This is a genomic window from Sagittula sp. SSi028 (assembly GCF_048553715.1).
GTDB lineage: Bacteria > Pseudomonadota > Alphaproteobacteria > Rhodobacterales > Rhodobacteraceae > Sagittula.
The window spans coordinates 197,193-209,742 of sequence record NZ_JBLZNC010000003.1; the positions used below are offsets into that span (position 1 = coordinate 197,193).

The window sequence follows — 12,550 nt, forward strand, 5'->3', positions numbered from 1 at the left end:
GGCCTGCCTGCCGCCACACCCCAGAAAACGCGAGGCACATCGGCGGATGTCTGGACTTTTGCGGCCCCGCGCGGGATGAAATGCCATGGATATGAACGATCTCACACAGCGGATTTTGGCGGGCGAACGCCGCGCATTGGCGCGCGCCATCACTTTGGTTGAATCGGGCCGTCCCGATCATCGGGCGCAGGCGCTGGCCCTGCTGGACGGTTTGCGCCCCTCGGGTCGGCAGGCTCTGCGGATCGGCATGTCGGGGACACCAGGCGTGGGAAAATCCACCTTTATCGAGGCGTTCGGCCTGATGTTGACCGCGCAGGGCCTGCGGGTGGCGGTGCTGGCGGTCGATCCGTCGTCAGCCCGCTCGGGTGGGTCGATCCTTGGCGATAAGACGCGGATGGAACAGCTGTCGCGCGACAAGAACGCCTTTATCCGGCCGTCGCCGTCCCAAAGCCATCTGGGCGGCGTGGCGCGGCGCACGCGCGAGGCGATCGAGCTGTGCGAGGGGGCGGGCTTTGACGTCATCCTGATCGAGACGGTGGGCGTCGGCCAGTCAGAGACCATGGTGGCGGAAATGTGCGATCTGTTCTTGCTGCTGTTGGCGCCTGCGGGCGGGGACGAGCTGCAAGGGGTCAAGCGTGGCATCATGGAAATGGCCGATATCTTGCTAATCAATAAGGCCGATGGAGAGCTTAAGCGGCAAGCCGTGCGCACCTGTGCCGATTATGCTGGCGCGCTGCGGCTGCTGCGCAAGCGCCCGCAAGACCCCGAAGGTTTTCCCAAAGCCATGACTGTTTCTGCGGTCGAGGCGGCGGGACTGGACGACGCATGGTCAGAGATGACCCGTCTGATGGAGTGGCGTCGCGACACGGGGCATTTTGAGGCGCGCCGTGCCGAACAGGCCCGCTACTGGTTCGAGGCCGAGGTGCGCGAGGGGCTGTTGGCGCGCCTGCGAGAGGGACCAGCCAAGGCGGCGATGTCCGATCTGGCGCAGGCGGTGGCGCGCGGCGACACATCGCCCGGTCAAGCCGCACAAGACATGCTGCGGAATCATCTGGGCCTATGACACCGCATTCGGTCTTTGACGGCGATCTTTTGCGAGCCACCACGTTTCGTCCCCGCAGACGCAAGCTGGTGGTTACCTTTCGTCAAAGAATCGGACAGCCCGGGACCTTTGATGCGGCACGCCCCGTCATGGGTTATCTTCGCAACGGGTTTGCCCATCTGCATCTGCAATCGCGGCACAATGACTGGTATATCAACGCGGACACAGAGGCGTTCGAGGAGGTCTTGTCGCGGTTCGTCCAGCGCTATGACGAGGTGATCGCCATCGGGTTTTCCATGGGGGGCTATGGCGCGCTGCGCTTTGCCCGTGTGCTGGAGATTTCGCGTGCGATATTGGTGTCCCCGCAGGTGTCGATTGATCCGAACCTTGTTCCGTTTGACCGGCGCTATCGGGCCGAGGGGGCGATGTGGGACGCCGTGCAGGGGGATTTGTTGTCGCGGACGTCAGATATGGCGGGGGCGGTTCTGGTCGATCCTTTCCGACGGTTGGACGTGGCGCATGGGCGGATGATTTGCGAGCTCTTCCCTAAGCTGACTTTGGTGATGCTGGGCAACGGGGGGCACCCCGCAACGCGGGCGATCCGGCAAGGCGGGCGGTTCGACTGGCTCAAGGCGCAACTGGCCGAAGGTCTGGACGATCCGCGTGCCATCGGGCGGGTACACCGTGCCGTTCGTCATCGCTCTGAAAGCTATTGGAGCCACCTTGCGGAGGTGGCAAAACACCACCGCAGACCGGAGCTGATGCGCTATGCGCAAGAGCGTGCAGAGAGCTTGCTGCAAAGGGCTTGACGATTCTGGCCAGCCTGCCTAAAAGCCCTCGATACGAGATTCCGGGCGCCCCCCGAAACACCAACGGGCGGCGCCTTTTGATATTGGAGAGGCGCGGGCATTGGCCCTTTGCCACTAAGATGAGGACGAAGCGATGTCGCGTGTTTGCGAACTGACCGGTAAGGGCCCGATGGTTGGCAACAATGTCAGCCACGCCAACAACAAGACCAAGCGGCGCTACCTGCCGAACCTGAATGATGTCACCCTGCAGTCCGAGACTCTGGGCCGTGGCATCAAGCTGCGCATTTCCGCGCATGCTCTGCGTTCGGTTGACCACCGTGGTGGTCTGGACAAGTTCCTGGCGAAAGCCAAGGACGTGGAACTGTCCGAGCGCGCGCTGAAGGTCAAAAAAGAGATCTCGAAAGCTCAGGCAACCGCCTGATCTTTCGCAGAATTTTGCGACAGCCCCGGTCAGCGATGGCCGGGGCTGTTTGCATTTGTCGCAGGACAACCTTTGGCTGGGCGGCTATACGGCAGACATGTTTCGAATCCGGTCGATCCTTGGTGGCCTGCTGGCGTTAACCCTGTTGCTGACAAACGTGTCGGCCGGTGTTGCACGCGGTCAGTCCACACCTGTGGGTGCGATCGAGATTTGTCACGGGCTGGTCACGCATACCGTTCTGATCGATGCAAAGGGGCAGCCGGTCACCCATGTCCAACTGTGTGACGATGGTGTTCTGGCGTTGCTGTCAACGGTGGCATCCGCCGATGCTGTTCCGGTGCAGGAGGCGCGTTTTCGAGCTGTTTCATACCCTGTAGCAGTCGGCCGTGCGACGGGCGCGACCGTGCCGCAGGGTGGGGCGCGCGGACCGCCTGATTTGGTATAAACATCTGATAAAACAAGATATACCAAGTTGGGATGATACTATGAAAACCCTGATCACCAGCGCTGTTGCGCTTTGCTTTGCCCTGCCCGCATTCGCCGAAATCTCGGTCTCCGACGCCTATGCGCGCGCGTCCAGCCCAACGGCCAAAGCCGGTGCGGCCTTTATGATGATCGAGAACACAGGCGCCGAAGAGGATCGCTTGCTGTCCGCGGAGTCCGATGTTGCCGCGCGCGTTGAACTGCACACACACAAGGATCTGGGCGACGGCGTCATGAAGATGATGCACGTCGAAGAGGGCTTTGTGATTCCGGCCGGCGGGATGCACGCGTTAAAGCGCGGTGGCGATCACGTGATGTTCATGGGTCTGAACCGCTCCCTAACCGAAGGGGAGAGCGTTTCCGTGACCTTAACCTTTGAGCAGGCCGGCGAGGTTACTGTCGAGGTGCCGGTGGATCTGACGCGCCAAGACAGCCATGGCATGGATCACTCCGGTCACGGTGGTGACCATTCCGGTCATGACGGCGATCACGCAGACCACGGTGACGATCACTCAGGCCACTGAGTCCAGAAGCTCTGCGACCCAGGCCGGTACGGTCTCGGTCGCAGGGCCCAGCCTGCGGCTTTGGAAGTGATGGGACGTCGGTTCCAAGTTTAACTCTATTGTTTCTGCTCCAAAATCTGTGGCCAATTGCACGAAACCTGCGGCGGGATACACTTGGCCAGAGGTGCCGATGCTGGCGAAGAGGTCGCAGTCTTCCAGCCGGGCCGCGATGTCGTCCATGTGGTAGGGCATTTCCCCAAACCAAACGATATCGGGGCGTACGGTGGTTTGCCCGCAGGCCGGGCAGGGCGTTTCGGCGCCCATGTCCCCTGCAAAGTCCCAGCGATTCTCGCAACGATAACAAAGCGCTGAGGCGAGCTTGCCATGCATGTGGATGGGGTCGGCGCCGGCCTTTGACAGCAGGTCGTCGACGTTTTGTGTCACCAGCGTGACGCCCGTGTGCTGTTGTTGAAGCCGGGCGAGCGCGCGATGGGCCGCGTTTGGCGTGGCGTCGGCGGATTGCGCGCGTCTTTTGTTATAGAAATCATAGACTAAGCCGGGATTCGCGGCGAAGGCCTCGGGGGTGGCGACATCCTCGATTCGGTGGTTGGCCCAAAGGCCGCCCGCGTCACGAAACGTGGACAATCCACTTTCGGCGGAGAGGCCCGCGCCTGTTAGGATGACTATTTTTTCGTGATATGGCATAGGGTTATGAAATCTTTTGCGGAGGTGAAGAAAAAGTCATGGCGTACAGTATCCTCTTTGTCTGTCTTGGCAACATTTGCCGTTCGCCGTCGGCGGAAGCGGTCGTAAGGGTTAAGGCGGCGCAGCGGGGCATTAACCTGACGCTCGACAGTGCTGGGACCGGGGATTGGCACGCGGGGGAGCCGCCCTATGGTCCCATGATAAAGGCAGCACGATCAGCCGGTTACGATCTGTCTGACCTGCGGGCGCGGCAGGTACGCGCGGCGGACAGCGGCTTTGACTTGGTGGTGGCGATGGACGCGGACAATCGCGCTGACCTGCGCGAGATGCTGCCGGGGGTTGAGGTGCGGCTGTTCACCGATTTCGCCCCTGACAGTGGCGCTGATGCGGTGCCGGACCCTTATTTTACGCGCGATTTTGCGGGGGCGCTGCGCCTGATCGAAGCCTGCGCCGACGGCTTGCTGGACGCCGTTGAGGCGGGGCAGGTTTAAGCCCTGTAAACAGGTGGTAAAGCGGCCCTGTGGGCCGTGGAAATGCCAGCCGCAACTTGCCCGCCAATGAGCCGGTAAACGGCCCGTGCGGGCTGTTTACCACGCCACGTTCATCTTTTCTTAGGGTGAGTCCCGACCGGTTCGGGGCGATTTCCGGCCGGTTGTTAAGGTTTGCGGGGCGTCCGCCCTGTGACATCAGCAGAATCGGGGAAAGAGATGATTGGAGACATCCGCGCGTTAAGCATTACCGAATTTCGTGACAGCGCTGCGGCGCAGCTGCGCTGGGTCGAGGAAAGCGGCGAACAGATCTGGCTGAAACGGCAGGGGCGCGTGGTGTCCGCGATTGTGCCGCTTTATCAGCTAAAGGTGCTGGATGCGCTCTTGTCGACGTCGGTCGAGGAAAAGGCGCGCGGCATGCAGGCGGAATATACGGCCCATGCGTTGGCAAAAAAGGTGCAGGCGCGGGAGGAATTGGCCCGTCTGGAACGCGGGCTGGACTGCGGCGGCGCCTTGCGCACGCGGATGCTGCGCCGACAGATCGAGGTGGGGCGCGACCCGTGGGAGAAGGATGCGGTGTTGGTGGTGGTGTGATCCCGAGACGCCGTGGAGCGCTGTGTCAGTGCCCCGCAGCGTTCATGAGCCTGAAGGAGCATCGCACGGGATCTGGCTGTGCCAGACCCCCGTGCCCGCCTGTGGCCAAGTCGGATTAATCATCCATCTTGAGGGCCGAAATAAACGCCTCCTGCGGGATTTCGACCTTGCCGAACTGGCGCATCTTTTTCTTACCGGCCTTCTGCTTTTCCAGCAGCTTTTTCTTCCGCGTCGCGTCGCCGCCGTAGCATTTGGCGGTCACGTCCTTGCGCATGGCCGAAAGGGTCTCGCGCGCGATGACCTTGCCACCGATGGCCGCTTGGATCGGGATTTTGAACATGTGGCGCGGGATCAGGTCCTTGAGCTTTTCGCACATGGCGCGGCCGCGCATTTCGGCGCGGTCGCGGTGGACCATCATCGACAGGGCGTCGACGGGTTCGTCGTTTACCAGAATCGACATTTTGACGAGGTTGTCCTCGCGGTAGGCCTCGAGCTGGTAGTCGAAGGAGGCGTACCCCTTTGTGACGGATTTGAGCCTATCGTAGAAGTCAAACACCACCTCGTTCAGCGGCAGGTCGTAGACGCACATGGCGCGGGTGCCTGCATAGGTGAGGTCAAGCTGGATGCCGCGCCGGTCCTGACAAAGTTTGAGCACATCGCCGAGGTATTCATCGGGGACGAGGATGGTCGCCTTGATGCGGGGTTCCTCGATGTGGTCGATTTTCGACATGTCGGGCATGTCGGCGGGGTTGTGCAGGTCGATCTTTTCGCCGTCTTTCATGTAGACGTGATAGATCACCGAGGGCGCGGTTGTGATCAGGTTGATGTCATATTCGCGTTCCAGACGGTCGCGGATGACCTCGAGGTGGAGCAGGCCGAGGAAGCCGCAGCGGAAGCCAAAGCCAAGCGCGGCGGAGGTTTCCATCTCGTAGGTGAACGAGGCATCGTTCAGGGCCAGCTTTTCGATGGCGTCGCGCATGTCCTCGAAATCGTTGGCATCGACCGGGAAGAGGCCACAGAACACCACCGGAATGGAGGGTTTGAAGCCGTCGAGCGGTTTTTCGGCGCCTTTCTTTTCGGTGGTGATGGTGTCACCGACGCGGGTGTCGCGGACCTGTTTGATCGAGCCGGTGAAAAAGCCGATTTCGCCGGGGCCGAGTTCCTTGACGTCCTGCATGGCGGGGCGGAACACGCCCAGCTTGTCGACGCCGTATTTGCCGCCGGTCCGCATCATCTTGATGTTGTCGCCCTTGCGGATCGTGCCCTCCATCACGCGGATAAGGACCACAACGCCGAGGTAGGGGTCATACCATGAATCGACCAGCATCGCCTTGAGCGGCGCATCGGGATCGGCCTCAGGCGGGGCGGGCAGGCGGGTGACGATCGCCTCGAGCACGTCGGGGATGCCGATGCCGGTCTTGGCGGAGATCAGGCAGGCGTCGGAGGCATCGATGCCGATCACGTCCTCGATCTGTTCGGCGACACGTTCGGGTTCGGCGGCGGGCAGGTCGACCTTGTTCAGCACGGGGACGATCTCGTGGTCCGCTTCGATGGCGGTGTAGACATTGGCCAGTGTCTGCGCCTCGACGCCCTGCGAGGCGTCCACCACCAGCAGCGATCCCTCGACCGCGCGCATGGAGCGGCTGACCTCATAGGCAAAGTCCACGTGTCCGGGGGTGTCGATCAGGTTGAGGATATAGGTGTTGCCGTCCTTGGCGGGGTAGTCGATGCGGACGGTGTTCGCCTTGATCGTGATGCCACGCTCGCGTTCGATGTCCATGGCGTCCAGAAGCTGGGCTTTCATGTCCCGTTCCGCGACAGTGCCGGTGAGCTGGATCAGCCGGTCGGCGAGGGTGGATTTCCCGTGGTCGATGTGGGCAACGATCGAGAAGTTGCGGATCAGATTCTGAGGGGTGGCCATGCGAACAGGTCCTTCGGCGAAGGGCGTGAAGATTGATGTGTGCGTATGCCGTGGATGGGGGGGAATGGCAAGGGTTGTGACGGTTGAGATTGACGCAGACGCGCTGGGAAATCCGTGGGTCGGGCGTCCGCGTCAAAACGCGCAAACTGTCCGGAGAGAGCTCGCGGATTGTTGAAGCTTGTGCGCGGCTCTGGCATGATAGGACGAAAGAGCAGTTTCGGGTGAGACGGCAAAGCCGCCCCCGTGTCACAAGGACAGGTTAATGACACGCATTTTTATTGCATTGGCGATGCTTGGCACGCTTTCGGCCTGCGGCGCGGGCGTCAACGAGCGGAACTATTCCAGCGGGCGTGTGGTCTCGCAGGCGTTTGCGACGGGGCCGATCTCGCGCGCGTGTATGCAAAGCGGGCGCAAGGCGGCCAACACGCGCTTGTGCGGCTGTGTGCAGGCGGTGGCCAACCAGAACCTGCGGTCGAGCAGCGATCAGTCCATGGCGGCGGGCTTTTTCCGCGATCCGCATCAGGCGCAGGTGATCCGCCAGTCGGACAATCCTCGTCATGAAGATTTCTGGAAACGCTACAAGGCGTTCACCGGACGCGCGGAAAGCAGCTGCAGCGGGCTTTGATCCCGGGTCATCTTTTGTATCGTGGGGGTGTGCAGCGATTGCGCACCCCCTTGTCGTTTGTGGCGGCGGGGGCGATCCGTGCTTGACCCAGTCGCGTAGTTTCCAGAAACCTGAAACTGTGCAGGGAAGGGGAACGCCATGCTGATGAAAGGGGTCACGCTCAAGGGGCTGGAGGTCTTCGAGGCGCTGGCCGAACACGGCAGCGTTGCGGGCGCGGCGGAGACCACGGGGTTGAGCTTGCCTGCCGTCAGCCAGCAGATGCGCAATCTGGAAAACGCGCTGGGGGTGGATCTGGTGGATCACAGCCGCCGCCCTATGATGCTGACCCCTGCGGGGCGGGCGTTTTTGCTGCGCACGCGCGTGGTGTTGCGGGAATTGCGGCTCGCGGGGTCCGAGCTGGCGGTGATGGATCTGGCGCATCTGTCGGTGCTCAACCTTGGGGTAATCGACGATTTCGACAACGATCTGACACCGCGTCTGGTGACGTTGCTGTCCGAGAGCATGGCGCATTGCCGGTTCAAACTGGTCACCGCCCCCAGCCACGAGATTTCAGCCGCCATTCGGGCGGGCGATCTGCATCTGGCCGTGGCGGCGCGCAGTGCCGAGCCGATGGCGGAGGTGGTGGAGCACCCGCTTGTGCGCGACCCGTTTGTGTTTGTCTGCCGCAGGGGCGCCGTGGCCGAGGCGGGCGGGATCGAGGCGGTGATGCAAAGCCTGCCGTTTCTTCGTTACGACCGCGCGCAGCTGATTGGACGGCAGATTGATGCGCATCTGACGGGGCTGGGGCTGGCGTTTGATGAACGGTTCGAGATCGGCGCGCATCTGTCGTTGATGACGCTGGCCGCGCGGGGCACCGGCTGGGCGCTGACGACGCCGCTGGGCTATATGCGCGCGGGGCGGATGCATGACGCGCTGGAGGTGCACCCGCTGCCTTTCGCGCCCTTTGCACGGCAGATTTCGCTGTTTGCGGGCGACGACTGGTCCGACAAGGTGCCGCGCGACGTGGCGCATACCATGCGGATGTTGGTTGCCGATATGGTGATCGCGCCCGCCTGTGCCCGCCTGCCGTGGCTGGAGGGCGAGCTGCGCTTGTTGGAGCCTTAGGCCACGGCGCGCAGGAAGGCGCGGACCGAGGCCTCGAACCCGCGGGGATCGTCAGCGTGCAGCCAGTGCCCTGCGTCGGGCATGCGGGCAAAGCGCGCCTTGGGGAAGTAGGCTTTGATCGCGGGGCGGTGGTCGGGCAGCACGTAGTCGGATTTGCCCCCCGACAGGAACAGCGTCGGCCCGTCGTATTGGCCGGAGAGATCGGGGAAGGACAGGATCTTTGGCATCTCGGCCTCGAGCGCGTCGAGATTGTACTTCCACGTCTTTGATTTCACGTCGAGCGACTGGGTGAAAAAGGCCTGAAGCGCGGGGTCATCCACATGGCGGGCGAGTTGGGCCGCCGCATCGGATCGCTTTTCCACCGCATCCAGATCCACCGCGCGCATGGCGTCGATGAACTGCTGCTGCGAATGGCCGTAGCTGACCGGCGCGATGTCGGCCACCAGAAGGGAGGCGAGCTTTTGCGGATGCAGAAGGGCCAGCGCCATCGCCGCCTTGCCGCCCATGGAATGGCCGATAACATGGGCGCGGCCGCCGTGGGCGTCGATCAGCTGGGCGAGATCCTCTGCCAGATCGGGGTAGCCGTGCTGATTGCTGCGCGGGCTGTCGCCGTGGTTGCGCATGTCGGGGGTCAGGACGTGGTGACTGTCGGCCAGACGGCGCGCGATGACGCCCCAGTTGCGGCCCGATCCGAACAGGCCGTGGACAATCAGGACGGGCGTGCCTGCGTGGTCGGCACCATATTCAAGCGTGTTCAACATGGCCCAAGTGATAGACCCGACCGCGCGGCGTGACCAGACGATTGTGGCGTGGTCTAGCCCTGTCCGCGCAGGCGCAAGAACAGGCTGTCCTCGTCGTCGTTGCGAAAGAACGGGACGGATTCCGGCGGGGTGGTCTGATGGGCGCGGGCCGCGACCTCGGCCAGCACGACTTCGGTGATGAAGGGCAGGTCGAAGTTGCGCACCTCTTCCAGTGCGATCCATTGCAGATGCGACAGCTCGTCCGTGGCATGGGTGAAATCATCGGGGTCAGAGGCCAGCGCCTCTGCCTCGAGCAGGAAGAACCGCGCGTCAAAGCGGCGGGGGCGTCCGGGCGGTGTGATCGCGCGGAACACGAATTGCAGCGCATCAGCGGCGGGGCGGTGGCCGGTGCCCGCAAAGGTCATCCAGTCGGGCGGGATGGCGCCGGGCCATGGCGCGGGCTGGCCGAGGATCAGGCCGGTTTCCTCCCACAGCTCGCGTACGGCGGCGGCGGCCAGCGCGCGAGCGATGCCGGGGGTTGCGTCTTCCTCAAGGCGCTGGGCGCAGAGCGCGGGCAGGGGGCGCGCCAGATTGATCTGCGCATCGCCCGGATCGACCGCGCCGCCGGGGAAGACGAATTTGTTGGGCATAAAGGCGGCCTTCGCCCCCCGCTGCCCCATTAGCACGCTGGGCCGCCCGCCCCGGTTGCGCATCACGATGACGGTGGCGGCATCGCGGATGGCGGTCTTGTCCGTGGGGGCTGTGGGCGGGCTGGATGTCATGGATCGAATTGCCTTGGCTGCGGGTCGGTGCTTTTGACGCTGGCAAAGCCTTCCATGCCCCGCGCCCATTGAAAGGCGATGATCGCGCCTTTCAGTCGGGGCAGAAGGTAGAGGGAAAGCGCAACGCTTCCAACCGCAAAGATGGTGAACAGGACCAAAGGCTCTGGCCGCCACCGTTCAAAGACAACCAGCAGCAACGGCGCCATCACATGCCCCACGATCAAAAGCGTCAGATAGGCGGGGCCGTCGTCGGCGCGGTGGTGATGCAGTTCCTGACGGCAGACGGGGCAGGTTTCGCGCACCTTTAGGTAGCCCGCCATCACCGGACCCGATCCGCAGCGCGGGCAGCGCCTGCGCCAGCCGCGCCAGATCGTCGGCCAGACCGATGTGCCTTCGGGGATATTGCCCTGATATGCCATGTCGCGCGGTTTCCTGACGCCTGCTGGTTTGGTCACAAGAGGCAAAGATGCCTGTCCCGTACCGCTATAGAAAGAGGGCGATTTGTCATTGCGGCGGCGTGTCACACGCAACGGATTTATGCGGTGATCACGGTGGCGTGACATGTCGTGATGACGATTTTTCGAGTCTGGGCGACGGAAGTGCGGGGTTGCCCCGTGAAAGCCTATGAAGACGCCGGGGGACGGACACTCACCCGCCCCGCAACCGGCGGCTTTGAAACGACAGATTCAAAGAGACTATGGAGTTTATACCATGAAATCGACCAAAACACTCGCCACCTTTGGTGCTCTTGCCGTTGCGATGGGCCTGTCCGGCGCCGTTTACGCTCAGGATGCTGGCGCAGAGCGGGCCAAAGGTCCCCGCGGTCCGATGATGGAACAGATGTTCGAGCAGGCCGACGCCAACAACGACGGCAAGATCACCCAAGAGGAAATGGATGCAGCGGCGGCCCAGCGCTTTGCCGATGCGGACACCAACGGTGACGGCAAGCTGAGCGCCGAAGAGCTGGTGGCTCAGGCCGAGGCCCGTCAGGCCGAGCGTGAGAACACCCGCCGCGCCGAGCGCACCGAGCGCATGATCGCGCGTCTTGACTATGACCGTGACGGTCTGCTGAGCGCCGAAGAAATGCGGGCGGCGCGTCCGGCGGATGGCTTTGCCAAGATGCTGGAGCGTTTCGACACCGATGAGGACGGCGCATTGAGCCAGGACGAGCTGGCGCAGGCAAAGACCAAGATGATGAAGCGCAAAGGTGGCCACGGCGACCGCGACCACGGCAAGAAACGTGGCGAGCCGCGTGACGCCGACCAGTAAGGCGATGCAACCGGGTCCCGGTTTGACCGGGGCCTTGGTCCGGCTGCGCGCTTGCGTGGCCGGGCCCAAGCGGGTAGCGCAGGGGGCATGTACACACGATGCCATACGACGCCATGAGCGAAGTGCCGGACGAGCAGTTGCTGGAGGCCTATGCCCGCGGCGATGCGGCAGCGGCGCGCATTCTGACGCAGCGGTTGGCCCCTCGGGTGCTGGCGCATGCCTACCGGATGCTGGGCGGCGACCGGGCCGAGGCCGAGGACATCACGCAAGAGGCGTTGTTGCGTCTGTGGAAGGCCGCGCCCGAATGGCGCGCGGGAGAGGCCAAGGTCACGACATGGCTGTACCGCGTCACCGCCAATCTGTGCATCGACCGGATGCGCAAGCGCAAGCGGGCGGGGCCGGATCTCGACGAGGTGCCGGAGGTGGCGGACGATGCGCCATCGGCGGCAGAGACTATGCAACAGGCGGCGCGGGCCGAGGCCTTGCAACAGGCATTGGACGCGCTGCCCGAGCGGCAGAAGCAGGCGGTGATCCTGCGTCACATCGAGGGGCTGTCCAACCCCGAGATTGCCGAGATCATGGACATCGGGGCGCGGGCCGTGGAATCCTTGACCGCGCGTGGCAAACGGGCTTTGGAGGCGATCCTTGCGGGACGTCGCGCCGAATTGGGGTATGAAGACGATGACTGATGGATGGAAAGACACCGGGCCGGAGGGATCGCTTGACGCGATGTTCGCCGCCGCGCGTGACGATGCGCCGGTTCCGTCGGGCGATTTCATGGCCCGGCTGACGCAGCAGGCGATTGATGAAATGCCCGTGGCGGGGGCCGTTGTGGCCCAGCGGCGCGGGATCTGGGCCCAGTTGACCGAAGCGGTGGGCGGATGGCGCGGCATGTCCGGGCTGATGACCGCCTGTGCTGTGGGTCTGTGGATCGGGGTCAGCGCGCCCACCGGCGCGATGGCGGATCTGGGGTTGGAGACGCTTTGGGGCACGCAGACAGAGCTGGGGGAAATCGGGGTCGACCCGTTGTCCGGCTTTGAGCTGGCGCTGTTGGAGGGATAAGC

General features: G+C 63.3%; 17 protein-coding genes. 12 read left to right on the forward strand and 5 right to left on the reverse strand.

What is annotated here, in order from left to right; all coding sequences use genetic code 11:
• Positions 1–85: 85 nt before the first annotated feature.
• From meaB to ACN5AZ_RS07120, 5 genes are all read left to right on the forward strand, one after another.
• The gene (meaB, locus tag ACN5AZ_RS07100; protein WP_419428165.1) at positions 86–1,063 is read left to right on the forward strand and encodes a methylmalonyl Co-A mutase-associated GTPase MeaB; all 978 of its coding nucleotides are present in this window, start codon (positions 86–88) and stop codon (positions 1,061–1,063) included.
• A 128-nt stretch (positions 1,064–1,191) separates the two neighbouring features.
• Complete coding sequence (locus ACN5AZ_RS07105) at positions 1,192–1,851, forward strand: alpha/beta hydrolase (RefSeq protein ID WP_419428166.1); 660 nt, start codon at positions 1,192–1,194, stop codon at positions 1,849–1,851.
• Between the two features lie 133 nt (positions 1,852–1,984).
• Positions 1,985–2,272, forward strand: a complete 288-nt coding sequence (rpmB, locus tag ACN5AZ_RS07110; RefSeq protein WP_419428167.1) for a 50S ribosomal protein L28 — start codon at positions 1,985–1,987, stop codon at positions 2,270–2,272.
• A gap of 49 nt (positions 2,273–2,321) precedes the next feature.
• Entirely contained in the window at positions 2,322–2,717 is a 396-nt protein-coding gene (locus ACN5AZ_RS07115) for a hypothetical protein (protein WP_419428168.1), read from the forward strand.
• A gap of 40 nt (positions 2,718–2,757) precedes the next feature.
• Entirely contained in the window at positions 2,758–3,279 is a 522-nt protein-coding gene (locus tag ACN5AZ_RS07120; protein WP_419428169.1) for a copper chaperone PCu(A)C, read from the forward strand.
• Here the strand turns inward: ACN5AZ_RS07120 and ACN5AZ_RS07125 are convergent.
• Positions 3,268–3,963, reverse strand: a complete 696-nt coding sequence (locus ACN5AZ_RS07125) for an NAD-dependent deacylase (protein ID WP_419428170.1) — start codon at positions 3,961–3,963, stop codon at positions 3,268–3,270. The two genes, ACN5AZ_RS07120 and ACN5AZ_RS07125, sit on opposite strands and share 12 nt — an antisense overlap.
• Positions 3,964–4,001: 38 nt before the next feature.
• Here ACN5AZ_RS07125 and ACN5AZ_RS07130 point away from each other — a divergent pair, with 38 nt between their 5' ends.
• Both ACN5AZ_RS07130 and ACN5AZ_RS07135 read left to right on the forward strand, forming a co-directional pair.
• Positions 4,002–4,454: a low molecular weight protein-tyrosine-phosphatase gene (locus ACN5AZ_RS07130; RefSeq protein WP_419428171.1), complete on the forward strand. Its 453-nt coding sequence runs from the start codon at positions 4,002–4,004 to the stop codon at positions 4,452–4,454.
• A 216-nt stretch (positions 4,455–4,670) separates the two neighbouring features.
• Positions 4,671–5,045 carry a hypothetical protein gene (locus ACN5AZ_RS07135; RefSeq protein WP_419428172.1) on the forward strand — a complete coding sequence of 125 codons (375 nt, stop codon included), beginning with the start codon at positions 4,671–4,673 and terminating at the stop codon, positions 5,043–5,045.
• Between the two features lie 115 nt (positions 5,046–5,160).
• Here ACN5AZ_RS07135 and lepA read toward each other — a convergent pair whose 3' ends face one another.
• Positions 5,161–6,966 (reverse strand): translation elongation factor 4, encoded by a 1,806-nt coding sequence (gene lepA, locus ACN5AZ_RS07140; protein WP_419428173.1) that lies wholly within the window; start codon positions 6,964–6,966, stop codon positions 5,161–5,163.
• Between the two features lie 262 nt (positions 6,967–7,228).
• Here lepA and ACN5AZ_RS07145 point away from each other — a divergent pair, with 262 nt between their 5' ends.
• Together ACN5AZ_RS07145 and ACN5AZ_RS07150 are read left to right on the forward strand one after the other, a co-directional pair.
• On the forward strand, positions 7,229–7,591 hold the full coding sequence (locus tag ACN5AZ_RS07145; RefSeq protein ID WP_419428174.1) for an arginine transporter: 363 nt from the start codon (positions 7,229–7,231) through the stop codon (positions 7,589–7,591).
• 138 nt (positions 7,592–7,729) lie between these two features.
• A complete protein-coding gene (locus tag ACN5AZ_RS07150; protein ID WP_419428175.1) occupies positions 7,730–8,695 on the forward strand; it encodes a LysR family transcriptional regulator in 966 nt (321 codons plus the stop codon).
• On the opposite strand, the gene ACN5AZ_RS07155 is transcribed toward ACN5AZ_RS07150, so the two are convergent.
• From ACN5AZ_RS07155 to ACN5AZ_RS07165, 3 genes are read right to left on the reverse strand one after another with little or no spacing between them, the layout of a single operon-like run.
• A complete protein-coding gene (locus ACN5AZ_RS07155) occupies positions 8,692–9,456 on the reverse strand; it encodes an alpha/beta fold hydrolase (protein ID WP_419428176.1) in 765 nt (254 codons plus the stop codon). The genes ACN5AZ_RS07150 and ACN5AZ_RS07155 overlap by 4 nt on opposite strands.
• 53 nt (positions 9,457–9,509) lie before the next feature.
• Complete coding sequence (locus tag ACN5AZ_RS07160; RefSeq protein WP_419428177.1) at positions 9,510–10,217, reverse strand: NUDIX hydrolase; 708 nt, start codon at positions 10,215–10,217, stop codon at positions 9,510–9,512.
• A complete protein-coding gene (locus ACN5AZ_RS07165) occupies positions 10,214–10,636 on the reverse strand; it encodes a DUF983 domain-containing protein (protein ID WP_419428178.1) in 423 nt (140 codons plus the stop codon). The genes ACN5AZ_RS07160 and ACN5AZ_RS07165 overlap by 4 nt, the downstream gene beginning before the upstream one ends.
• 292 nt (positions 10,637–10,928) lie before the next feature.
• Here ACN5AZ_RS07165 and ACN5AZ_RS07170 point away from each other — a divergent pair, with 292 nt between their 5' ends.
• The 3 genes from ACN5AZ_RS07170 to ACN5AZ_RS07180 all read left to right on the forward strand — a co-directional run bounded on the left by ACN5AZ_RS07170 (position 10,929) and on the right by ACN5AZ_RS07180 (position 12,548).
• The gene (locus ACN5AZ_RS07170) at positions 10,929–11,486 is read left to right on the forward strand and encodes an EF-hand domain-containing protein (protein ID WP_419428179.1); all 558 of its coding nucleotides are present in this window, start codon (positions 10,929–10,931) and stop codon (positions 11,484–11,486) included.
• A gap of 98 nt (positions 11,487–11,584) precedes the next feature.
• Positions 11,585–12,175 (forward strand): RNA polymerase sigma factor, encoded by a 591-nt coding sequence (locus ACN5AZ_RS07175; RefSeq protein ID WP_419428180.1) that lies wholly within the window; start codon positions 11,585–11,587, stop codon positions 12,173–12,175.
• Positions 12,168–12,548 carry a hypothetical protein gene (locus ACN5AZ_RS07180; protein ID WP_419428181.1) on the forward strand — a complete coding sequence of 127 codons (381 nt, stop codon included), beginning with the start codon at positions 12,168–12,170 and terminating at the stop codon, positions 12,546–12,548. Before ACN5AZ_RS07175 ends, ACN5AZ_RS07180 begins: the two co-directional genes overlap by 8 nt.
• Positions 12,549–12,550: the final 2 nt, after the last annotated feature.

Excerpts from the sequence above, each read along its gene's own strand:
- ACN5AZ_RS07125 (WP_419428170.1), bottom strand. The coding sequence starts at position 3,963 with ATGCCATATCACGAAAAAATAGTCATCCTAACAGGCGCGGGCCTCTCC.
- lepA (WP_419428173.1), bottom strand. The coding sequence starts at position 6,966 with ATGGCCACCCCTCAGAATCTGATCCGCAACTTCTCGATCGTTGCCCAC.
- ACN5AZ_RS07170 (WP_419428179.1), top strand. The coding sequence starts at position 10,929 with ATGAAATCGACCAAAACACTCGCCACCTTTGGTGCTCTTGCCGTTGCG.
- rpmB (WP_419428167.1), top strand. The coding sequence starts at position 1,985 with ATGTCGCGTGTTTGCGAACTGACCGGTAAGGGCCCGATGGTTGGCAAC.
- ACN5AZ_RS07130 (WP_419428171.1), top strand. The coding sequence starts at position 4,002 with ATGGCGTACAGTATCCTCTTTGTCTGTCTTGGCAACATTTGCCGTTCG.
- ACN5AZ_RS07180 (WP_419428181.1), top strand. The coding sequence starts at position 12,168 with ATGACTGATGGATGGAAAGACACCGGGCCGGAGGGATCGCTTGACGCG.
- meaB (WP_419428165.1), top strand. The coding sequence starts at position 86 with ATGGATATGAACGATCTCACACAGCGGATTTTGGCGGGCGAACGCCGC.
- ACN5AZ_RS07150 (WP_419428175.1), top strand. The coding sequence starts at position 7,730 with ATGCTGATGAAAGGGGTCACGCTCAAGGGGCTGGAGGTCTTCGAGGCG.
- ACN5AZ_RS07120 (WP_419428169.1), top strand. The coding sequence starts at position 2,758 with ATGAAAACCCTGATCACCAGCGCTGTTGCGCTTTGCTTTGCCCTGCCC.
- ACN5AZ_RS07145 (WP_419428174.1), top strand. The coding sequence starts at position 7,229 with ATGACACGCATTTTTATTGCATTGGCGATGCTTGGCACGCTTTCGGCC.
- ACN5AZ_RS07175 (WP_419428180.1), top strand. The coding sequence starts at position 11,585 with ATGCCATACGACGCCATGAGCGAAGTGCCGGACGAGCAGTTGCTGGAG.
- ACN5AZ_RS07165 (WP_419428178.1), bottom strand. The coding sequence starts at position 10,636 with ATGGCATATCAGGGCAATATCCCCGAAGGCACATCGGTCTGGCCGACG.
- ACN5AZ_RS07160 (WP_419428177.1), bottom strand. The coding sequence starts at position 10,217 with ATGACATCCAGCCCGCCCACAGCCCCCACGGACAAGACCGCCATCCGC.
- ACN5AZ_RS07155 (WP_419428176.1), bottom strand. The coding sequence starts at position 9,456 with ATGTTGAACACGCTTGAATATGGTGCCGACCACGCAGGCACGCCCGTC.
- ACN5AZ_RS07105 (WP_419428166.1), top strand. The coding sequence starts at position 1,192 with ATGGGTTATCTTCGCAACGGGTTTGCCCATCTGCATCTGCAATCGCGG.
- ACN5AZ_RS07135 (WP_419428172.1), top strand. The coding sequence starts at position 4,671 with ATGATTGGAGACATCCGCGCGTTAAGCATTACCGAATTTCGTGACAGC.